Below are 20,836 nucleotides of genomic sequence, written 5' to 3' on the forward strand. Positions count from 1 at the left end.
CCTGTGAGAATGCTGTGACGACTACTTCTTCGCCGCGGCCTTCCGGGGAGCGGCCTTCTTCGCCGCGGCCTTCTTCGCCGCGGCCTTCGTGGCTGCCGCCTTCGTCGCGGGCTTTGTGGCCGCCGCCGTCTTCTTCGTCGTCCTGCCGGCGGGCGCCGACGTGGCCGCTGCCGCGCGTCGCGGCTTGCCCGGCTGCTCGGCCCCGCGCCCCTCGAGGATCGGTCGCAGGAAGGTGCCGGTGTGGCTCGCCTCCACCACCGCGACCTCCTCCGGGGTGCCCTCGGCGACGACCATGCCACCGCGCGAGCCACCCTCGGGACCCATGTCGATGAGCCAGTCGGCCGTCTTGATGACGTCGAGGTTGTGCTCGATCACCAGGACGGTGTTGCCCTTGTCGACCAGGCCGGACAGCACGTGGAGCAGCTTGCGGATGTCCTCGAAGTGCAGGCCCGTGGTGGGCTCGTCGAGGACGTAGACGGTGCGGCCCGTCGAGCGCTTCTGCAGCTCGCTGGCGAGCTTGACGCGCTGCGCCTCGCCGCCCGACAGGGTCGTGGCGGGCTGGCCGAGGCGGACGTAGCCGAGGCCGACCTCCTGGAGGGTGTTCATGTGGCGCGAGATCGCCGGCACCGCGGCGAAGAAGTCCGCCGCCTCCTCGATCGGCATGTCGAGGACCTCGGCGATGGTCTTGCCCTTGTAGTGGGCCTCGAGCGTCTCTCGGTTGTAGCGCGCGCCGTGGCACACCTCGCACGGGACGTAGACGTCCGGCAGGAAGTTCATCTCGATCTTGATCGTGCCGTCTCCCGAGCACGCCTCGCAGCGCCCGCCCTTGACATTGAAGGAGAACCGGCCCTGGAGGTAGCCGCGCATCTTGGCCTCCGGGGTGGAGGCGAAGAGCTTGCGGACGTGGTCGAAGACGCCGGTGTAGGTCGCCGGGTTGGACCGCGGGGTGCGGCCGATCGGCGACTGGTCGACGTGGATCACCTTGTCGACGTGCTCGAGACCGGTGATCTTGGTGTGCCGGCCGGGGACGGTGCGGGCGTTGTAGATCTGCTTGGCCAGCGACGTGTAGAGGATGTCGTTGACCAGCGTCGACTTGCCCGAGCCGGAGACGCCGGTGACCGCGGTGAAGACGCCCAGCGGGAAGCTGACGTCGACGTCCTGGAGGTTGTGCTCGCGGGCACCGTGGACCGTGAGCTCGCGCCCGACGGTCCGCGGACGGCGTACGGCGGGGACGGGGATCTCGCGACGGCCGGAGAGGTACTGGCCGGTCATGGAGTCCGGGTGCTTGAGGAGGTCCTCGACCGAGCCCGAGTGGACGACCTGGCCGCCGTGCTCGCCGGCGCCGGGGCCGATGTCGACGACCCAGTCGGCGACCCGCACGGTGTCCTCGTCGTGCTCGACGACGATCAAGGTGTTGCCGAGGTCCTTGAGCCGCAGGAGCGTCTCGATGAGGCGCTTGTTGTCGCGCTGGTGCAGGCCGATGGACGGCTCGTCGAGGACGTAGAGGACGCCGACGAGGCCCGCGCCGATCTGCGTGGCGAGCCGGATCCGCTGCGCCTCACCGCCTGACAACGACCCGCTGGGCCGGTCGAGGGAGAGGTAGTCGAGGCCGACGTCGAGGAGGAACTGCAGGCGCTCCTGGATCTCCTTGAGCACCCGCTCGCCGATCTGGCGCTCACGCACGGACAGGTCGACGGTGCGGAGGTAGTGGGCGGCCTCGTTGATCGGCAGCGCGCAGACCTCGGCGATGTTCTTGCCGCCCTCGTCGCGGGCACCGAGGGTGACCGACACCGAGACCGGCTTGAGGCGCGAGCCCTGGCAGGCCGGGCACGGCACCTCGCGCATGAAGCCCTCGAAGCGCTCGCGGCTGGTGTCGGACTCGGCCTCGCGGTGCCGGCGCTCGACGTAGGGGCGTACGCCCTCGAAGGCGGCGTAGTAGGCCCGCTGGCGGCCGTAGCGGTTCTTGGTGACGACGTGGACCTTGGTCGAGTGGCCCTCGAGCAGCGACGTGCGCTGCTTGGGGGTCAGCTGGTCCCACGGGGTGTTGAGGTCGAAGCCGAGCTCCTCGCCGAGCGCGTTGACCAGGCGGAGGAAGTAGTCGGCGACGTGGGCGCCGCTCCACGGCGCGATGGCGCCCTCGCCGAGCGTGGCGCCGATGTCGGGGACCACGAGCTCGGGGTCGACCTCCATCTTGGTGCCGAGGCCCGAGCAGACCGTGCACGCACCGAAGGGCGAGTTGAAGGAGAAGGAGCGCGGCTCGAGGTCGTCGGTGTCGATGGTGTGGTCGTTGGGGCAGGCCATCTTCTCGGAGAACTTCATCTCCCGGACCGGGTCCTTGGCGTCGAGGTCGACGAAGTCGAAGACCACGAGGCCGCCGGCCAGCCCGAGCGCGGTCTCGACCGAGTCGGTCAGGCGCCGCTTCGACGACTCCTTGACCGCGAGGCGGTCGACCACGACCTCGATCGTGTGCTTGAGCTTCTTGTCGAGCGTCGGCGGCTCGTCGAGGGAGTGCGTCTCGCCGTCCACGCGGGCGCGGCTGAAGCCCTGCTGCTGGAGCTGGCGGAACAGCTCGACGTACTCGCCCTTGCGGCCCCGGATCACCGGCGCGAGCACCTGGAAGCGTCGCCCCTCCTCGAGGCCGAGGATGCGGTCGACGATCTGCTGCGGGGTCTGGCGCTCGATCGGCGCGCCGCAGGTCGGGCAGTGGGCGCGACCGGCGCGGGCATAGAGCAGGCGGAGGTAGTCGTAGACCTCGGTGATGGTGCCGACGGTCGAGCGCGGGTTCTTCGACGTGGACTTCTGGTCGATGCTGACCGCGGGGCTCAGACCCTCGATGAAGTCGACGTCGGGCTTGTCCATCTGGCCGAGGAACTGGCGCGCGTAGGCGGACAGGGACTCGACGTAGCGGCGCTGGCCCTCGGCGAAGATGGTGTCGAAGGCGAGGCTGGACTTGCCGGACCCGGACAGGCCCGTGAAGACGATGAGGGCGTCGCGCGGCAGGTCGAGCGAGACGTCCTTGAGGTTGTGCTCGCGAGCGCCCCGGATGATGAGCTGGTCGGTCACGGATGTCCTCGTCGGTCCTCGTGGCGGGCAGGTCGGTGGAGTCGAACACATGTTCGTCTCGGCGGCGCCCGCGGTCAAGCCGACGCACCGTTCCACCTTCTCACGCGGCACCCACACCGCCCGGATCGTCCACCCACGGGGGTGGGCACCGCAGAGGTGGCACGATGGGCTCGTGACCGACTCCCCGGCCCGCGCCGCCGACCTGATCCCGGACGCCGACCGCGCGCTCGTCCGCACCGTCGACGGCCTGGACGAGGCGGCGTACGCCGAGCCCTCGCTGCTGCCGGGCTGGACCCGCGCCCACGTCGTCGCCCACCTCGCGCTCAACGCCGAGGCACTCGCGGGCGTCCTGCACGGGGCGCACATCGGTGAGCCGCAGCCGATGTACGCCTCCGCCGAGGGTCGCGACACCGACATCGCCGAGCTCGCCGCAGCCGAGCCGGCGGAGCTGCGCGAGCGCCTCCTCGCCGGGACCGGATCCTTCGCCGACGCGCTCGCCGCGATGCACGAGGCCGACTGGGCGGGCCGCTTCGAGCGCACGCCCGGCGGCCCGGACTTCGCCCTCGCCAACGTGGCGCTGATGAGGGTGCGTGAGGTGGAGATCCACCATGCCGACCTCGACGCCGGCCACGCCCCCGTCGACTGGCCGGAGCCCTTCAGGGTCCTGCTGCTCGACTCGATGACGAAGCGCCCCTACCCGGCGCCCTTCAGCGTGCGCCCCACCGACCTCGACCGGACCTGGCACTACGGCGAGGGCACCGGCGGCGCCGTCGTCACCGGCACGTCCGCCGCCCTCGGCTGGTGGCTCACCGGCCGCGGCACGGGCGAGGGGCTCTCGTCCGACACGACCGATCTCCCGGAGGTGCAGCCATGGTGAACGACGGCCCGGACGACTACACGGGGGACGTCTCCCCCGGCGGCGCGCCCGACGTGCGCCGCGCGGGGTGCCTGACCGTGACGAAGGTCGCGGTCGACCCGGACATGTCCAACAACTGCTACCTCCTGCACTGCAGCGAGACCGACGAGCGGGTGCTGGTCGACGCCGCGGCCGAGCCGGAGCGGCTGCTCGGGCTGATCGGCGACGGCCCGCTCACGTCGATCGTCACCACGCACCAGCACTGGGACCACCACCGCGCACTGGCCGCGGTGAAGGCGGCCCACCCGGGCGCCACGGTCGTCGCCGGCGCGCCCGACGCGGACGCGATCGAGGAGCAGACCGGCGTGAGCGTGGACCGACGGGTCGGCGCTGGCGACAAGGTCGCGGTCGGCACGTGCGACCTCCACGTCATCCCGCTCGCCGGGCACACACCGGGCTCGATCGCGCTGCTCCTCGACGACGAGGCGGTGTCGCCGCACCCGCACCTCTTCACCGGCGACTCGCTCTTCCCGGGCGGGCCCGGCCGGACGACCAGCCCCGAGGACTTCACGTCGTTGATGGACGACCTCGAGGAGAAGGTCTTCGGCCGCCTGCCCGACGACACGTGGTTCTACCCCGGCCACGGCAACGACTCGACGCTCGGCGCCGAGCGCGGGTCGCTGGCCGAGTGGCGCACCCGCGGCTGGTGACCCCCGCCACCTCTGCGCCTGCGACGTGAGTCCACGGCGTCGGCGTGGCAGGCTGGACGCATGAGCACCCGTGAGCTGACCCTGGCCGACTTCGAGCAGACCGTGAGCGGTGAGGGCATCGTCCTCGTCGACTTCTGGGCTGCCTGGTGCGGACCGTGCCGGCAGTTCGCCCCCGTCTACGAGAAGGCGTCCGAGGACAACCCCGACATCGTCTTCGGCAAGGTCGACACCGAGGCTGAGCAGCAGCTGGCCCAGATGGCGGCGATCACCTCCATCCCCACCCTGATGCTCTTCCGCGACGGCGTCCTGCTCTTCAACCAGGCCGGTGCGCTCCCGCCGCAGGCGCTCGCCGGCGTGATCGAGCAGGCCCGCGATCTCGACATGGACGCCGTACGCCAGGAGATGCAGGCCGCTGAGGAGGCCGCAGCCAACGGCCCCCAGGACGAGATCGGCCTCGACGAGTTCGCCGCCGCGCACAGCCAGGGGGCGTACGTCGTCGACGTCCGCGAGGCCGACGAGGTGGCCGGCGGTCGCGTCCCCGGCGCCGTCCACATCCCGATGAACGACGTCCCGAACCGGGTCGCCGAGCTCCCGCAGGACCAGCCCATCTTCGTCATCTGCCAGGTCGGTGGCCGCAGCCGCCAGGTGGTCGACCACCTGCGCGCCCAGGGCCTGCCCGCCATCAACGTCGCCGGCGGCACCGGCGGCTGGGCGCAGCGCGGCTGGCCTCTCGAGGCCTGAACGGGCTCAGGTCACTGACCGGCCGGGCAGCATCCGCGGGAGGAGTCCCCGACCGACGACGAGGCCGAGGTGGGCCAGCAGCGCCACGAAGAAGGCCACGTGGCCGGCGACGTGCAGCCAGACCAGGTCGTCGTCGCTCGACGCGACCAGCGCGAGGCCGCTGAGCGGGATCACGAACAACGTCGTGATGAGCGCCCGCTCGGTCCACGTCGCGAGGCGGCGCTGCCCGGCGGAGAGCTGCTCGGCCCACGGCGGCAGGCCGACCACCCGGCGCCACGCCACCCGCGCGACTGCGAGGGCCAGGACGGTTGCGCCGAGCGCGACGTGGACCCGGACCAGCGTGTCGGGATCGTCGAGGTAGCCGCTGGAATCCCCGCCGCGACCGCGCCCGCTGTCGCCACCGCGTCCACGGCCGCGTCCGCGACCCGAGTCGTCGGCGTCCATGACGTAGCCGATCGCGAGCTGGGCCGCCAGGGCGAGCACGGTCAGCCAGTGCAAGACCTGCTGGCTGTGGCGGTAGCCGGGCCGGGGATCCCCTGTCATCCCGCGATGCTGTTCAGCAGCCGGCGATGCTTCCGCCCGGATAGACCTGCTGAGGGAACGAGTACACGACCGCCGTGGACTCGGGCAGGTCGCTGCGCCAGACCGAGTAGCTGACGTCGATCGTCAGCCCGCTGGGGCTGGAGGAAGCGCAGAACCAGAGGTTCATGGTCTTGTTCGCCGCCGACACGACCTGCGGGAACGCGATGGGCTGCTTGATCTCGCCCGTCGCGCCCGCGCTGCTGGTGATCTGGGCAGGGACGACCCGGATGTTCCAGGAGTAGGTGCCCTCCACCTGGAAGTTGAGGACCAGTCGATAGCCCTGGCAGTTGTTCTGCCCCTGCCCGTTGGTGCGGCACGTCACCGTCAGGAATCCGGGCCGCGGCGCGTCCGTCGACGCGGCGAACGCCGGTGCATTGGCGGCGACGGCCACGACCGGGATGGTCCAGGCTGCTCCACGCACGACGGTGCGTCGGCTGTACTGCGACATGCTGAACCCCCACGGTCCGATGACATTGGTGTCATCCCCACGATGACTTGGTCGACGGTAGGAGGTTCGTACGGGGAACCACGGGCAGATCTGCCGTTCTTGATAGTTCCTGCGGTTTTGGTAGGTATTTCGAGACTGCCGGACTGGACCACTCGGCACGTCCGGGACTCGACGCGGCACAGCTGCGCTGGTGCGAGCCGTCCGCCGGAGGCGTCTCACGCGTGGGATAGCCTCGGCGCGTGCTCATCAGCGACTCCCGGCAGGTGCTCTTCGTCCACGTCCCCAAGACCGGCGGCGTCTCGGTCGAGGAGACGGTGAAGGAAGCCTGTCCGGACGCCCGCAAGGCGCGTACGCCGATCGGCCGCCACGCCACCCTCGGCAAGATCATCAAGCACGAGCCGCAGGTCGTGGACTACTGGACCTTCGGGTTCGTGCGGAACCCGTGGGCCCGGATGGTGTCGTGGTACTCGATGATCTCGGCATGGGACCGGCGCCACGGACCTGCCAGCGGCAAGCCCCAGGACGTCAGGCACGGCTCGATGCGCGACGGCAACGACATGTGGCGCGCGGCCGCGGCCTACTCCGGCTTCGACGAGTTCGTCATGCGCGGCACCGAGGAGCTGCCCCGCGTCGGCACCTCGCAGATCAAGTACCTCCGTGCACCCAGGCACAACCGTGAGGTCGACTTCATCGGCCGCACCGAGAGCTTCGTCGAGGACCTCCAGCGCGTCCAGGTGCAGCTGGGGCTCGAGCCGTCGACGCCGGTGCACAAGAACAAGTCCAAGCACGGGACCTACCACGACTACTACACCGACGAGACCCGCCAGCGGATCGCCGAGGTCTACGCCGAGGACATCGAGCTCTTCGGCTACACCTACTGAGCCGGGCTCTCCAGCCGGGTCCCCCGGGCTCCTGACCACTCCCCCGTGGCCTCGAGCCGGCGCCACACGTCGTACTCCGGTGCGAAGTGCCCGGCGAGCGCCTCGCGGGTCGCGAAGGACAGCTCACCCCGGGCAGCACCCGAGGCGTTGCGGCGCTCGAACTCGAGCCGCACACCGATCCGCTCGCTGAACCACGCCGACCAGACGTCGGGGCGCTCGACGCTGAAGACCCGGTCGACCGCGACGGCCCCCTGCGCGTGGAGGAACTTCGCGGGGCGGCCCCTGGGAACCGGGGCGTCGACGTCGCCGGCGAGATAGTGGAGCGCGAACTGCTCGAAGGACATGTCGGCCGTCGACTGCCGGCTGTCGTCGCGGGCGCGGTAGCGCCACCAGGACTCCAGCCACGCGATCGGCTCACGGAACATCGTCACCAGCTCGTACGACTCCCGCGGGTGCCCCTGCTCGGCGAGGCCGGCGGCCCTGGTGTGCACGAACCCCCGCGCCGGGAGGTGCTTGCGGGCCGGCGGGGCGCTGACGACCTCGGTGGCGTACGGCGCGAGCGTGCGCTCCAGCGCCGTGCTCGCGGTCTTCGGCAGCGCGAGCAGCACGAAGTCCCGCCCCGGACCGAGCTCGAGGAACGTCATCACCCGCAGATCATCCCGCATCGCCGCGCGGCAGCTACCGCGACCACTACTCCGACGCGACGCGAGCGAAGGTCGCCGAGGTCCACGCGGCAGACCTCGACGCCTTCGCCTACCCGTTCTGAATCGGCGGCTGCGCGTCAGGCAGCGCGGTACTGCATCCAGGCGTCGCTCATGCGGGCGACCTGGCCGGCGGTGAACTGGTACATGCAGGAGTCCTGCGTGTAGTCCATGTAGTTGTGGATCGGGTCGAGCCCGGGGGCCGTGCACGAGTCGGCGCCGGTCGGGCAGTCGAACTGCGGTCCGGCCTCGGCCGGGGTGTCGGCGACCTGGTCGCCCTGACCCCTGCAGCCGCCCTGGAACGTGTGGTAGAGCGCCAGCCAGTGGCCGACCTCGTGGGTCAGCGTGTCACCGAGGGCGTACTTGCCAGCGGTGCCGCCGGGCATCGACTCGTCGAGGATCACGACACCGTCGCTGCTGTTGAGCTTCTTGGTCGGGAAGGTGGCCCAGCCGAGCAGGTCGTCGCCGATGTTGGCGGTCCACACGTTGAGGGTGTCCTTGCCGCCGACGCGGGTGGCGGCCTTCATCTCCTTCTCCACCGGCCCCGGGGTGACCGTCGACCACGTGTCGTTCTCGAAGAAGTCGACGTCGACGAGGTCGAAGCTGAACGGTGTCGCGGCCGAGGACTGCGTGCCGGTGCGTCCGGTGTACGCCTCGTTGAGGACGGCCACCTGCGACTGCACGAGGCGCCCGAGACGGTCCTTGGCAGTCTGCGAGGTGCCGACGGGCACGACGACGTGGAAGTAGGTGGGGACCGACACCGAGGCCGCCGCGAGCGTGGCGGCGTTGTCGAGCTTGGTGTACTGGTCGCCGCGGCCCTGGAAGAGCTCGGGCTCGAGCTTCTTCGAGCCCTCGCGCACGCGGGCCTCGTCGACGGAGTGGCCGTGCTCGTCGACGCACGCGGCGGCACCGGGAGAGGGCGCGAGCGCAGTGGCGGGAACGGCCGCGGTGGCGGAGAGCGTCGTGCCGGCGAGAGCCAGCGAGCCGGCCACCACGAGGCCGCGAAGGGAACGGGAGTGTCGCATCCGAGATCAACCTGTTCTTCTGGGGGATTGTGGCCAGCAACCTAACCGGCGCAACCGCCGGATGAACAGACCCTCGTACGCCTGCTGCGGTGGACGTCCTCTTCCGTCCGACGCGTGCCGCTGGCAGATTTCTGGTCGTGGACGCACTCGCGAGCTGGACCAGGACCGAGCACACCGCCGACGTGGCGGGACGCCCCACCACCCACCCGGTGTGGCGCAAGGGCACCGGTCCGGGGGTCGTGGTCGTGCACGAGATCCCCGGGATCACGCCCGAGGTGGTCGCCTTCGCCGAGGAGGTGGTGGCGGCTGGCCACACCGTGCTGATGCCCAGCCTCTTCGGCGCTGACGGTGAGCCGATGACGGCTGCCAGCACCGTGAAGGCGCTCGCTCGGGTGTGCGTGAGCAGGGAGTTCACCAAGCTCCGCACCGGCGAGACGACCCCTGTCGCCGGGTGGCTCCGCTCGCTGGCGCGCGACCTGCACGCCGAGGTCGGTGGGCCCGGTGTCGGCGCCCTCGGGATGTGCTTCACGGGCGGCTTCGCCCTCGCCATGATGGTCGACCCCTCGGTCACCGCGCCCGTCCTCTGCCAGCCCAGCACGCCCTTCGCGGTGACACCCGGTCGGGGCCGCGACCTCAACCTGTCGCCCGGCGACCTCGACATCGTCAAGGGTCGCTGCGCCGCCGGTCAGCAGGTGCTCGGCCTTCGCTTCCGCTCCGACCCGGCCGTCGGCAAGCGCTTCGACACGCTCACCACCGAGCTCGGCGAGGCGTTCATCCGGGTGGAGTTCGAGGGCAAGGGGCACTCCACCGTCACCACCCACCGGCAGCAGGCCGGGGTGGACGCGGTCCTGGACTTCTTCCGGGAGAAGCTGGGCGCGGGCTGAAGACCTGTCCTCCCTCGGTGGTCGAGCAGCCGCGTAAGGGACGAGCGAGGCGTATCGAGACCAAGACCGACTGTCGGACCCCTGCTCTAGAGTCGAACGCATGATCGAGGAACTGGAAGCAGGAGCAGAGGGCGGGGCAGACGCCCTCGGCCCCGCAGCCCTGCTCGCCTCGATCAAGGCATCCCGCTCCATCGAGAACACCGAAGCCGCCCGCCAGCTCGACCTCGCCGCCCGCTGGGCCGACCTGCACCCACCGGAGTCGATCCACTCGGCCGCATCGTTCACCGTGGCGGGGTGTGAGCACGAGGAACCGATCGCGGGCCCCGGTACGCCGCTGGTGGCGGAGTTCTGCGTCGCCGAGCTCGGCACCGTGCTGGGCATCACGAGCGTGTCGGCGAAGAAGCTCATCGGCCACGCCCTCGAGCTGCGTCACCGCCTCCCCCGGTTGTGGGCGCAGGTCCACGCCGGGCGGGTCCCCGCCTGGCGGGCCCGGGCGGTTGCGGAGGTGACGATCCACTCGACGCCGGAGCTGACGGTGGAGGCGGCGGGGTTCGTCGACGCGCAGGTCGCCGCGGTCGCCGGTCGGATCGGGCCTGCGCAGCTGGACCGGCTCGTCGCGGAGACCATCAAGCGGTTCGACCTCGCCGAGGCGGACCCTTCGGCGGACCCCGAGGACGGCTACCTCCACGTCGACCCGCGCCACGTCACCATCCACGATGAGGACGTGCACTTCGCCGGCACCGTGCGGCTCGAGGCCGAGATCGACCTCGCCGACGGACTCGACCTCCACCAAGCCCTCGCCCACGGCGCCGCCACGCAGAAAGCCCTCGGGTCGCACGAGTCCCTCGACGCCCGCAGGGCCAAGGCGCTGGGCGTTCTGGCGCGGACGCAGACCGCTCTCGACCTGCATGCGAGTGGTTTCGAGGGACGCTCCGCTCGCACCTCAACCACCGATGACCTGCCCACTGCGCGGGAGGTCGTGCTCCACGCCCACTTCGACGCCACCATGGCCGGCGACGCCACCGTCTTCGGGGCGACGGGGCGGCTCGAGGAGGGCCAACGTCTCCTCCTGCTGGACCAGCTCAGGTCCTGGTGTGGCAACTCGCGTACGAAGGTCACGGTCCGGCCGGTCATCGACCTCAACCAGGAGAAGTCCGCGCCGGGTTACGAGATCCCGGACCGGATCCGTGAGCACGTGGTTCTCCGCGACCGCGTGTGCGTCTTCCCGTGGTGCGGGCGCCCCGCCCGGGGTTGCGACGTCGACCACGTCACCGAGTACGACCATGATGCCGAGGCAGAAGGCAGACCGCAGCCCGGACCCACGAAGACCGAGAACCTGGGCGCCTTGTGCCGGTTCCACCACCGCCTCAAGACCCACACCGCCTGGCACTACGACATGGTCGCGCCCGGGGTGTTCGAGTGGACCAGTCCTCACGGCCACCGCTACCGACGCGACCCCGCGGGCACCACCGCACTCGACCCACCCGACCCCGGCCCACCCCGGATCCCGCCGCGCCGAAGATGACCCCGCCCCACACCCCGCCACCCAGGAGGAGGCGGGGCAACAGGCACGCCCGGACCCGATACGAAGGTTGGCGCACCTGCCCTTCGTGCGTGCGCACCGACGTCGCCACTTCCACCCAGCCGGCCCAGGCACGCGCCCCGTCAATGTCTCGCGCACGCTGCCCCTCGGGGACTCGCACGGCCAGGTCAACGACCGGCTCGGCTGTCCCTCAACCCATCGACGCGATCAGCTGCCGCACGGTCCGCAGCCCCAGCTGCGACATGTGTGGCGCTGTGTCGCGGTAGTAGGTCAGGCCGCTGATCGCCGGTGCGAGCGCGAAGCCGCGCGCGCGGCGGTAGGCCGCTTCGTCGAGACCGACGGTCTCGCGGTAGAGCCCGGCCACGGACGGGGGCAGCGAGCCCCACATCGCGTTGAGCTCGATCGCCGGGTCGCCGCGCCCGGCGCAGCCCCAGTCGATGACCGCCACCAGCGCGCCGTCGCGCACGATCAGGTTGCCCTCGTGGAGGTCGCCGTGGAACCAGCGCGGCTCACCGTCGTACGCCGGAGCGGCCAGGGCGTCGTCCCAGACCGCGAGCACCGCGTCACGGGAGACCTCCGCAGGGTCGGCACGGGCGGTCCACCGGCGGACCCACTCGTCCATCGCGGCCAGCGGTCCCCCGCGCCCCTCGGTCGTCACCGGCCCGTCGAGCGCCGGCACCTCGCGGCACGCCCGCACGAACGAGCCGAGCGACACCGCCCACTCCTCGGGGTCGTACGTCGACGGCGTGGGCGTCGTCCCCTCGATCCACGGCACCACGGTCCAGGGGAACGGGTAGCCCTCCCCCGGCTCGCCGAGGGCGACGGGCGCGGGGATCGGCAGCGGCAGGTGGGGCGCGATGAGGGGCAGCCACGTGTGCTCGAAGGCGACCGTCTCCGCAGGCCCCGGGATCCGCGGCAGCCGCACGAGCAGGTCGTCGCCGAGGCGGAAGAGCTGGTTGTCCGTCCCGACCGGGGGCAGCCGTCGCAGCGGACGGTTGGCCCACGGCGGGTGCTGCGCCGCCAGGAGACGGCGTACGGCTCCCTCGTCGACGAGCACCTCGTCGTCGTGCATCCCGGTCATCGGACAGGACAGTAGTACCGACCAGTAGATTGAGCAGGTGAGTTTCCTGCTGCGCCAAGGCGTCGTCGCCGCCCTGACCGCCAACGCCCTGCGTCCCAGCCGGGGTCGCCGCTCCGGCCTCGGCTCGTTCCTCGCCGGCTTCCTCTTCAACGAGGCAGCGCCGCAGGTGCTCGCGGTGACGGCGCTCGACGCCGCCACCCACCTGAGCGTCGGGCGTCGTTCGGGGATGCGGGCGAAGGCCGGGCTCGCGCTGGCCAGCGCCAGCGCGCTCGGCCTCGCACAGGTCGTGCGCCAGAGCCGGCGGTCGGCCGACAGCTTCGAGGACGCGCTCGTCGAGGGCCTCGGCGTCGACTACGTCGAGCAGCTCGACGCGGTGCCCGACCCCGCCGACCTGGCCACGGCGTGGCGGCGCCTGGCGCGACCCTTCAACTTCGCCGAAGCGGGCGTACGCGTGATCAGCGACGTCCCCTACACCGAGGCCGGCAAGCGCGGACACCTCGACATCTACCTCCCTGCCGGTGAGGACGCGATCAAGGACGCCCCGGTCCTGCTCCAGGTCCACGGCGGCGCGTGGACCGTCGGAGCCAAGGAGCACCAGGCCCGCCCCCTGATGAACCACATGGCCGCCCGCGGCTGGGTGTGCGTCGCGATCAACTACCGCCTCGCGCCGCGCGACGCCTGGCCCGCTCACATCGTCGACGTCAAGCGCGCGATCGCGTGGGTGCGCGAGCACATCGCCGACTACGGCGGTGACCCCGACTACCTCGCCATCACCGGCGGATCTGCCGGCGGCCACCTCGCCGCGCTCGCCGCGCTGACCCCCGGTGACCCGGCCTTCCAGCCCGGCTTCGAGGACGCCGACACCAGCGTGCGGGCCGCGGTCCCGTTCTACGGCGTCTACGACTTCGCCGGCTCGACCGGGCTGACCAACGCGATCGGGATGCGCGACGCCTTCCTCGGCCCGCGCGTCATGCAAACGACGTGGACCGACTCCCCCGACGTCTACGAGGCCGCCTCCCCCATCCTGCGGATCAAGCCGGACGCCCCCGACTTCTTCGTCATCCATGGCGACCTCGACTCCCTCGTCGCCGTCGACCAGGCACGGCTCTTCGTCGACGAGCTGCGACGCACGTCGCGCAAGTCGGTGGTGTACGCCGAGCTGCCCGGCGCCCAGCACGCCTTCGACGTCTACCACTCGATCCGCAGCACGTACGCCGTGCGCGCGGTCGACCGCTACCTCTCCTGGCACTGGAACACCTGGCGCCACGGGCTCGAGGCGGACAGCGGCGTCGAGCCCGGCGACCTCGACGGCGACGCGCGCACCGACCGGAGCGCCTAGGTGACCCTCCCGGCCGACCTGCTGGAACACGCCCGCGCCGCCAAGGGCTTCATGCCCGAGGACGAGGGCGCCCTGCTGCACCGATGGGCGCTCGCACGACTCCCGCACGGCCCCGCCCTGGAGGTCGGCACCTACTGCGGCAAGTCCGCGGTGTGGCTCGGCGGCGCGGCCCGCGAGACCGGCGGCACCGTCTTCACCGTCGACCACCACCGCGGCTCCGAGGAGAACCAGGCCGGTTGGGAGCACCACGACGACACCCTCGTGGACGCCGAGGCCGGCGTGATGGACACCCTGCCCACCTTCCGCCGCACCATCGCCGCCGCGGGCCTCGAGGACCAGGTGGTCGCGGTCGTCGGCCGCTCGGAGACGGTGAGCCGCTGGTGGCGTACGCCGCTCTCGCTGCTCTTCATCGACGGCGGCCACGGCGTCGAGCCCGCCCGCGCCGACTTCCGCGGGTGGCCGCAGTGGGTCATGCCCGGTGGCGTGCTGCTCATCCACGACGTCTTCCCCGACCCCGCGGACGGCGGGCGCCCGCCCTACGAGGAGATCTACCTCCCCGCGCTGGCCGGCGGGGCCTTCACCGAGGTGGAGGTCGTCGGCTCGATGCGGGTCCTACGTCGTGTGGCGGGGGCCGCCGGCGACCCGGTCGCCGACTGAGCCGTCCTCGGGCAGGCACCCGCACTCGAGGCCGATCTCCGCGAAGTCGGCGGCCAGCGTGGTGCCGCGCATGATGTCGGCGCCCGGCGTGCCGTCGGAGAGCGCGTCGACTGCCAGGATGACGGCCGCCGCGGTGTAGGTGGTCTGCTCGGCCGGCCAGTTCACCTCGTCCGGCCAGACGTAGCCGGTCCAGTAGGACCCCTCGTCGGTGCGCAGGTGCTGCATGTCGGCGAGCAGCCGCAGGGCCCGCTCGCGGTCCCCCATCGCGTCGAGCGCGAGCGCCAGCTCGCAGGTCTCCGCGCCGGTCACCCACGGGTTGGTCGACACGCAGCGGATGCCGAGCCCGGGCTCGACGAAGGTGTCCCACCGCTCCGCCAGCAGCGCGTGGGCGGCCGGCCCGCGGACCGCACCGCCGAGGACGGGGTAGTACCAGTCCATCGAGAAGGTCGACTTGTCCAGGAAGAGGTCGCGGTGCTCGCGCAGCGCGTGGCCGAGCCGGCCACCGGCCAGCTCCCACTCGACCTGCGGCTCGTCGACCAGCTCGGCGAGCGCCACGCCCGCGCGCAGCGAGTGGTAGATGCTCGACGACCCGGCCAGCAGCGCGTCCTCGTTGACGCGCGCGGGAGCGCCGTCGTGCCACTCCTGCGACCAGGCGACGCCGCCGAACGGCAGCTGGAGGGACACGACGAAGTCCAGCGCCCGGCGCACCGTCGGCCACATCCGGCGCACGAACGCCTCGTCGCGCGCGACCAGCCAGTGGTGCCAGGTCGCCACGGCGACGTACGCCGACATGTTGGTCTCGCCGGAGTGGTCCTCGACCTCGCCCACGACGATCTTCATCGGCCACGACCCGTCGGCCCGCTGCGTCGAGACCGCCCACGCGAAGGCGCGCTCGGCGGCCTCGCGCTCGCCGCCGACCATGAGCGCCATCGCCGACTCGAGGTGGTTCCACACGTCGGTGTGCTCCCCCGGTGTCCACGGGATCGCGCCGGACGGCTCCTGCATCGCCACGATCGTGGCCGCGGTCTGCTCGACCTGGGCGCGGGTGAGGACCTGCGTCATGCCGGCTTGCGGAAGTAGAGCACCATGCTCTTCCCGATGAGCGGGTCGAGGACCTTGCCGGCGTACTGGAGCGCCTTCGGGTTCTTCATGATCTCCCACACCAGGAGCCTGTGGTAGCCCTTGGCGAGCGGGTGCTCGTCGTTGGTGACGCCCACCGCGCACTTGATCCACCAGTAGGGCGTGTGCAGGCCGTGGGCGTAGTCCTTGCCGGTGAAGACCATCGCGTCGCCGGGCGTGCCGTCGTTGGAGCGGCCGGCCTTGGTGACCTTGTCGACGAGCTCCTCGGCCGTGTAGATGCGGATGTGGCCGCCCTCGGCGTTGTGGTAGTCGTCGGAGAGCTTCCAGTTCACGATCTCCGGCAGCCAGCGCGGCACCGAGATCGCGAGCGTGCCGCCGGGGCGCAGCACCCGGACCAGCTCCTTGATGGCGTCGACGTCGGAGTGGATGTGCTCGAGCACCTCCGCGGCGACGATGCGGTCGAACTCGCCGTCGGCGAAGGGCAGGGCGAGCGCGTCGCCCTCCTTCACGTCGGCCTCGGCACCGGCCGGCACCTCACCGGCGTCGCGCATCGCGGCGAACCACTCGCGCACGGTCGCGAGCTCGTCGGCGTCACGGTCGAAGGCGATGACGTCGGCGCCTCGCTTGTACATCTCGAAGGCGTGGCGCCCGGCGCCGCAGCCCATGTCCAGCACCCGGTCGCCGGGCCGCAGGCCCAGGCGGTCGAAGTCAACGGTCAGCACGGTGGCGCTCCTCCTGCTCGCGCGGACCCCGCTCGCGGCGGAAGTCGGCGATGGTCTCCTCGTAGGCGGCGGCGGTGGCCTCGGCGACCGCACGCCAGCTGAACAGCTCCTCGACGCGCGCCCGCCCGGCCGCGCCCATCGTCGTACGCCGCTCGGGGTCGTCGAGCAGCGCGGCGATGGCCTGCTCCAGCTCGAAGACGTCGCCCGGCGTGACGAGGTCGGCGCACTCGCCGTCGGGGCCGACGACCTCGGGGATGGCACCGGCGCGCGAGACCACCAGCGGCGTGGCGCACGCCATCAGCTCGGCGGTGGGCAGCGAGAAGCCCTCGTAGAGCGACGGCACGCACGCCACCTCGGCCGAGCCCATCACTGCGACGAGCTCCTCGTCGGTGACGCCGCTGACGAAGGTGACCTTGTCGGCGATGCCGAGCTGGTCGATCAGCTGCTCGGTGCGTCCGCCCGGCTCGGGGCGGGTCACCAGCACCAGCGACACCTCGCGCTCGACGCTCAGCTTGGCGAACGCCTCGAGCAGGGTGGCGATGCCCTTCATCGGGGCGTCGGCGCTGGCCATCGCGAGGATCCGGCCCGGCACGCGCGACGCGGTCGGCGGGGCGAAGACGTCGTCGACGCCCAGCAGGATGGTCTGCATCCGGTCGGGGTCCACGCCGAAGTCGCGCGCCACGTCGCGCCGCGAGGACTCCGACGGCGTGAGCACCTTCCGCAAGCGGCGCGCCACCTTGGTCTGCATGCGCAGGAAGCCGTACCACCGGCGCAGCGTCATCCGCTTGCGCCATCCGGGCGCCGTCTGGAGGTCGATGCGGCGGTCCATGGTGATCGGGTGGTGGATGGTCGCGATCACCGGCAGGCCGTAGGACTCGAGCTCGAGGACGCCGGGGGCCAGGACCTGGTTGTCGTGGGCGATGTCGAAGTCGCCCGCCCGCTCCTCCATCAGCCGCGCGATGCGCGACCCGAAGGTCTTCGGCTCGGGGAACCCGGCCGTGCACATCGTGAGGAACTCCTCGACGTCGATGCGGTCGCGGAACTCGCGCAGCTTCGGCACGCGGAAGGGGTCGGGCTCGCGGTAGAGGTCCAGGCTCGGCACCTTGGTCAGCCGCACGCCCTCGTCCAGGTCGGGGTAGGGCTGGCCGGAGAACACCTCGACCTCGTGCCCGAGTCGTACGAGTTCCCTGCTGAGGTGGCGGATGTAGACACCCTGGCCGCCGCAGTGCGGCTTGCTGCGGTACGACAGCATGGCGATGCGCACTGTGGTCTGCCTTTCGCGTCGCTCGATGAAGCCCCCATTATGCCTACTCGTCGGTAGGTGCTGACCGCGCAGGGTCAGGGACGCGAGGCGACGCGGAACTCGTGGTCGAACGTGGCCCCGGCAGCGTCGTACGGGCGGACCTCCACCTGCGCCACCCTGCCCTTCACGCCGGCGCCGACCGGCGCGAACGTGAGGCCCTGCTCGACCGCCTCGACGATGCGCGCGCGTCCCACCAGCAGCTCGTCCGAGGGCACGGCGATCCCGAGCTGGCGAAGGACCAGGACGCAGACCGCGTGGACCGACCTCTCGTCGGCGGGGTCGTAGCCGAGCGCGTCGGACTCGTCCTCGCGCGGCGGACGCACCGCGAGGCGGACCGTCAGGTCGACGAGCACGAGCATGTCGTCCTGCGCCACCACCGGGCACCCGGTGAGCACGTAGTCGCGGTCGCGCAGGTCGACTGCCGTGGACTGGCGCGTGAAGAGGCCCATGACCGCCCTCACCCCTCGCTGGAGTGACCGGGGAAGACGTGGGCCGAGGGATCCAGGACCACGGCGGCGTTGTTGACCGCGGTGGCGGCCTCGCCGAAGCCGACCGCGATCAGCCGCACCTTGCCGGGGTAGTCGGTGATGTCGCCCGCGGCGAAGACGCGCGGCAGGTTGGTGCGCATCGCGGAGTCGACGACGACGTGGCGCTTCTCGGTGACCAGTCCCCAGCGCTGGATCGCGCCGAGGTCGGCGATGAAGCCGAGCGCTGCCACGAGCGCCTGTGCCGGGACCACCCGCGGCTCGTGGCCGTCGACGGTAATCTCCACCTCCTCGAGGTGGGCGTCGCCGCGCAGCTCGGTGACCTGGGCGCTGGTGATGATCTCGACGCTGGAGGCCTGCACCTCGGCGACGGTGCGCTCGTGGGCGCGGAAGGCCTCGCGCCGGTGCACCAGGGTCACCGTGGACGCGACCGGCTCGAGGTGCTGGGCCCAGTCGAACGCGCTGTCGCCTCCACCGACGATCACCACGTCCTTGCCGGCGTAGGGCGCGAAGCTCGGCACGAAGAACTCCATGCCGCGCCCCACCCAGCCCTCTCCGGCCGGGAGCGGCCGGGGGCTGAACTTGCCGATGCCGGAGGTGATCAGCACGGCACGGGCGGTCACCGTCGTGCCGTCGTCGAGGGTGACGACGACCTGGTCCTCACCGTGCTCGAGGGCGGTCGCGGTGCGGTCGAGGAGGTACGTCGGCTCGGCGGTCGCGGCCTGCGCCACCAACCCCTCGACCAGGTCACGACCCTTGATGCTGGGGAACCCCGCGACGTCGAGGATCGCCTTCTCGGGGTACATCGCGGTGATCTGTCCGCCGAGCTCGGGCAACGAGTCGACGACCGCCACCGACATCCCGCGGAAGCCCGCGTAGTAGGCGGCGTACAGGCCGGTGGGACCGGCTCCGATGATCAGCAGGTCGGTCGTCACGTCGTCCACGCTGTGATCCTCGCGTCCGGGACGCCCTGCTCACAAGGCATCGAGCCCGCTGACCTTCCACTCGCCGTCCACGTCCTCCAGGCTCACCAGCACCCGGTCGAGGTCGAGGAGCGGCTCCTCGAGCCCGCGACCGGTGGTGCGCCGGTTGACGAAGACCAGCACCCGGGCCCCGGTCGGCGCCGCCGTCACGAGGGCGGTGTCGACGACCTCCGCCGTCACGACTGTCCGCTCGCGCCGACCGGTGGTCCCGGTGCCGGCCATCGTGCGGTCGTAGCGGGCCTGCATGGCGGTGGTCATGAGGGCCCGGGCCTGCGCCTTGTCCTCGGCGAGGGTGTCCCAGGAGTAGCTGTAGGCCCGGGTGGCGGCCTCCGCGGCGACCTCGCGGACCTCCTGCTTCACGGCCTGCGAGGCGACGGTCGCGTCGGCGGACTCGGCGGAGCTGACCGACGTCGCGCCTGGGCTCCCCTCGCGCACCAGCCAGGCGAGGGCGACGGCCGCGACGACCACCAGGACCGCCAGCACGACGGCCACGCGCCTCACCGCGCTCACCGGACGAACTCCACGGCGCTGGTCAGCCAGCGTCCGTCCTCGCGCACCAGGTCCAGGCGCAGCCGGTAGTAGCGCACCTGCCCGTCGGGACCGGTGCCGGTGTTGGTGACGGTGCTGTTGGCCGCGACGAGGACCGTCGCGGAGTCGTCGTCGAGGTCGCCCACGCCGAGGGCCACGACCTCGCCGGTCGAGGTGGCCTCGGTGCGCTCCGCCTCGCTGACGAGCGTGTCGCGCTGGGCGGCGTACTGCTCGGCGAAGTCGCCCGTCGCGCCCGCCAGCACCGCGTCGACGACGGCGTCCATGTCCTCGTGGTCGACGGTCAGGAAGGCGACCGCCTCGGCGCGCGCAGCCGCGGCGACCTCACGCTGGGCGGTCGAGAGCCCGTCGTCGACGTCGCCCCGCGACGTGGCCACCAGGCCGATGGCCACCAGCAGCGCGACCAGCACGATGGCGAGGCCACCGACCACCCAGCGGTCCGCCCGCCCGACCCGTCGTCCAGCCACTCGTCCCGCCACGAGCCGAACCTAGCCCAGCGGAGCGTCGGCGCGCGGCTGATCCACGCGCTCCTAGACTCCGTGGTCGTGACCCGACCGATGCAGTACCTCACGGCGCACCCCTCCGCGATGCTGCTGGGCGCCCAGCTGCTGCAGGTCCTGGCGTGGCCCTTCCTCGGCGGCTCCCGGGTCGGGGGCGCGTTCCTCGGCGTGATCGGGATGCTCGCGGTCGGCTCCGCGGTGCTCGCGGTCCGGCGTACGCCGCACGTGAGCCGCGTGGTGCTGTTCCTCGGCGCGCCGACGATCGTCTTCACCCTGCTCGAAGCGGTCTTCTACGAGGTCGACGCGATCGTGCTGATCTCGGGACTGCTGCACGCGCCGTTCTACTTCTACGTCTCCTACGCGATGCTGCGCTACCTCTTCCACGACGACGAGGTGACGACCGACGAGTACTTCGCGACCGGCGCCGCCTTCACCGTCGTGGCATGGGGCTTCGCCCATCTCTACGCCGCGCTCCAGGTGGTGTACCCGCGCTCGTTCAACAACGCCGACGGCTTCGACTTCTCGTGGTTCGAGCTGCTGTACCTGTCGTTCTCCACGCTCACCAGCGTGGGGCTCTCCGACATCGTCGCCGTCGGCGCGCAGGCGCGCTCCGTGGTGATGATCGAGATGATGGTCGGCGTCTTCTACGTCGCGATGGTCGTGTCCCGCATGGTCGGGCTGACCATGATGCGGCACCGCCGCTGAG

22 protein-coding genes are annotated in these 20,836 nt (G+C 71.6%); 9 read left to right on the plus strand and 13 right to left on the minus strand.

The window, feature by feature from the left end; translation table 11 throughout:
• Positions 1 to 21: 21 nt before the first annotated feature.
• Complete coding sequence (gene uvrA, locus CFI00_RS13600) at positions 22 to 3,063, minus strand: excinuclease ABC subunit UvrA (protein ID WP_207081665.1); 3,042 nt, start codon at positions 3,061 to 3,063, stop codon at positions 22 to 24.
• 172 nt (positions 3,064 to 3,235) lie between these two features.
• Here uvrA and CFI00_RS13605 point away from each other — a divergent pair, with 172 nt between their 5' ends.
• Genes CFI00_RS13605 through trxA form a run of 3 tightly spaced genes read left to right on the plus strand, consistent with a single transcriptional unit; the run spans position 3,236 to position 5,370 of the window.
• On the plus strand, positions 3,236 to 3,940 hold the full coding sequence (locus tag CFI00_RS13605) for a maleylpyruvate isomerase family mycothiol-dependent enzyme (protein ID WP_207081666.1): 705 nt from the start codon (positions 3,236 to 3,238) through the stop codon (positions 3,938 to 3,940).
• Complete coding sequence (locus CFI00_RS13610; protein ID WP_207081667.1) at positions 3,934 to 4,629, plus strand: MBL fold metallo-hydrolase; 696 nt, start codon at positions 3,934 to 3,936, stop codon at positions 4,627 to 4,629. The genes CFI00_RS13605 and CFI00_RS13610 overlap by 7 nt, the downstream gene beginning before the upstream one ends.
• A 60-nt stretch (positions 4,630 to 4,689) precedes the next feature.
• On the plus strand, positions 4,690 to 5,370 hold the full coding sequence (gene trxA / locus CFI00_RS23980; RefSeq protein WP_207081668.1) for a thioredoxin: 681 nt from the start codon (positions 4,690 to 4,692) through the stop codon (positions 5,368 to 5,370).
• Positions 5,371 to 5,376: 6 nt separating this feature from the next.
• Here the strand turns inward: trxA and CFI00_RS13620 are convergent, their stop codons facing one another.
• Both CFI00_RS13620 and CFI00_RS13625 read right to left on the minus strand, forming a co-directional pair.
• On the minus strand, positions 5,377 to 5,913 hold the full coding sequence (locus tag CFI00_RS13620; protein ID WP_207081669.1) for a cytochrome b/b6 domain-containing protein: 537 nt from the start codon (positions 5,911 to 5,913) through the stop codon (positions 5,377 to 5,379).
• Between the two features lie 13 nt (positions 5,914 to 5,926).
• The gene (locus CFI00_RS13625; protein WP_207081670.1) at positions 5,927 to 6,343 is read right to left on the minus strand and encodes a hypothetical protein; all 417 of its coding nucleotides are present in this window, start codon (positions 6,341 to 6,343) and stop codon (positions 5,927 to 5,929) included.
• A gap of 296 nt (positions 6,344 to 6,639) precedes the next feature.
• Here CFI00_RS13625 and CFI00_RS13630 point away from each other — a divergent pair, with 296 nt between their 5' ends.
• A complete protein-coding gene (locus tag CFI00_RS13630) occupies positions 6,640 to 7,281 on the plus strand; it encodes a sulfotransferase family 2 domain-containing protein (RefSeq protein ID WP_207081671.1) in 642 nt (213 codons plus the stop codon).
• Here CFI00_RS13630 and CFI00_RS13635 read toward each other — a convergent pair.
• Together CFI00_RS13635 and CFI00_RS13640 are read right to left on the minus strand one after the other, a co-directional pair.
• Positions 7,275 to 7,928, minus strand: coding sequence for a hypothetical protein (locus tag CFI00_RS13635; protein WP_207081672.1), 654 nt, complete (start codon positions 7,926 to 7,928; stop codon positions 7,275 to 7,277). The two genes, CFI00_RS13630 and CFI00_RS13635, sit on opposite strands and share 7 nt — an antisense overlap.
• A 134-nt stretch (positions 7,929 to 8,062) precedes the next feature.
• Positions 8,063 to 9,007, minus strand: coding sequence for a zinc metalloprotease (locus CFI00_RS13640; protein WP_207081673.1), 945 nt, complete (start codon positions 9,005 to 9,007; stop codon positions 8,063 to 8,065).
• Positions 9,008 to 9,144: 137 nt separating this feature from the next.
• Here CFI00_RS13640 and CFI00_RS13645 point away from each other — a divergent pair, with 137 nt between their 5' ends.
• Positions 9,145 to 9,891: a dienelactone hydrolase family protein gene (locus tag CFI00_RS13645; protein ID WP_242532393.1), complete on the plus strand. Its 747-nt coding sequence runs from the start codon at positions 9,145 to 9,147 to the stop codon at positions 9,889 to 9,891.
• A 100-nt stretch (positions 9,892 to 9,991) separates the two neighbouring features.
• Positions 9,992 to 11,416 carry an HNH endonuclease signature motif containing protein gene (locus CFI00_RS13650; protein ID WP_207081674.1) on the plus strand — a complete coding sequence of 475 codons (1,425 nt, stop codon included), beginning with the start codon at positions 9,992 to 9,994 and terminating at the stop codon, positions 11,414 to 11,416.
• 208 nt (positions 11,417 to 11,624) lie between these two features.
• On the opposite strand, the gene CFI00_RS13655 is transcribed toward CFI00_RS13650, so the two are convergent.
• The gene (locus tag CFI00_RS13655) at positions 11,625 to 12,515 is read right to left on the minus strand and encodes an aminoglycoside phosphotransferase family protein (RefSeq protein ID WP_207081675.1); all 891 of its coding nucleotides are present in this window, start codon (positions 12,513 to 12,515) and stop codon (positions 11,625 to 11,627) included.
• Positions 12,516 to 12,552: 37 nt separating this feature from the next.
• Here CFI00_RS13655 and CFI00_RS13660 point away from each other — a divergent pair, with 37 nt between their 5' ends.
• The gene (locus CFI00_RS13660; protein ID WP_207081676.1) at positions 12,553 to 13,854 is read left to right on the plus strand and encodes an alpha/beta hydrolase; all 1,302 of its coding nucleotides are present in this window, start codon (positions 12,553 to 12,555) and stop codon (positions 13,852 to 13,854) included.
• Positions 13,855 to 14,511, plus strand: a complete 657-nt coding sequence (locus tag CFI00_RS13665) for a class I SAM-dependent methyltransferase (protein WP_242532394.1) — start codon at positions 13,855 to 13,857, stop codon at positions 14,509 to 14,511.
• On the opposite strand, the gene CFI00_RS13670 is transcribed toward CFI00_RS13665, so the two are convergent.
• The 7 genes from CFI00_RS13670 to CFI00_RS13700 form a co-directional block, all read right to left on the minus strand.
• Positions 14,467 to 15,573: a prenyltransferase gene (locus CFI00_RS13670; protein WP_207081677.1), complete on the minus strand. Its 1,107-nt coding sequence runs from the start codon at positions 15,571 to 15,573 to the stop codon at positions 14,467 to 14,469. The genes CFI00_RS13665 and CFI00_RS13670 overlap by 45 nt on opposite strands.
• On the minus strand, positions 15,570 to 16,313 hold the full coding sequence (locus CFI00_RS13675) for a methyltransferase domain-containing protein (protein ID WP_207081678.1): 744 nt from the start codon (positions 16,311 to 16,313) through the stop codon (positions 15,570 to 15,572). The genes CFI00_RS13670 and CFI00_RS13675 overlap by 4 nt, the downstream gene beginning before the upstream one ends.
• Positions 16,300 to 17,577, minus strand: coding sequence for a glycosyltransferase family 4 protein (locus CFI00_RS13680; protein ID WP_207081679.1), 1,278 nt, complete (start codon positions 17,575 to 17,577; stop codon positions 16,300 to 16,302). The genes CFI00_RS13675 and CFI00_RS13680 overlap by 14 nt, the downstream gene beginning before the upstream one ends.
• 74 nt (positions 17,578 to 17,651) lie before the next feature.
• Positions 17,652 to 18,065: a hypothetical protein gene (locus CFI00_RS13685; protein ID WP_207081680.1), complete on the minus strand. Its 414-nt coding sequence runs from the start codon at positions 18,063 to 18,065 to the stop codon at positions 17,652 to 17,654.
• 8 nt (positions 18,066 to 18,073) lie between these two features.
• Entirely contained in the window at positions 18,074 to 19,045 is a 972-nt protein-coding gene (locus tag CFI00_RS13690; protein ID WP_207081681.1) for an NAD(P)/FAD-dependent oxidoreductase, read from the minus strand.
• A 30-nt stretch (positions 19,046 to 19,075) separates the two neighbouring features.
• Positions 19,076 to 19,594, minus strand: coding sequence for a hypothetical protein (locus tag CFI00_RS13695; protein WP_207081682.1), 519 nt, complete (start codon positions 19,592 to 19,594; stop codon positions 19,076 to 19,078).
• Positions 19,591 to 20,109 carry a hypothetical protein gene (locus CFI00_RS13700; protein ID WP_207081683.1) on the minus strand — a complete coding sequence of 173 codons (519 nt, stop codon included), beginning with the start codon at positions 20,107 to 20,109 and terminating at the stop codon, positions 19,591 to 19,593. The genes CFI00_RS13695 and CFI00_RS13700 overlap by 4 nt, the downstream gene beginning before the upstream one ends.
• Before the next feature lie 66 nt (positions 20,110 to 20,175).
• Between CFI00_RS13700 and CFI00_RS13705 the strand changes: the two genes are divergently transcribed.
• Positions 20,176 to 20,835 (plus strand): potassium channel family protein, encoded by a 660-nt coding sequence (locus CFI00_RS13705; protein ID WP_242532395.1) that lies wholly within the window; start codon positions 20,176 to 20,178, stop codon positions 20,833 to 20,835.
• The last annotated feature ends 1 nt before the right edge of the window (position 20,836 follow it).

Source organism: Nocardioides sp. S5 (assembly GCF_017310035.1).
Classification (GTDB): Bacteria; Actinomycetota; Actinomycetes; order Propionibacteriales; family Nocardioidaceae; genus Nocardioides.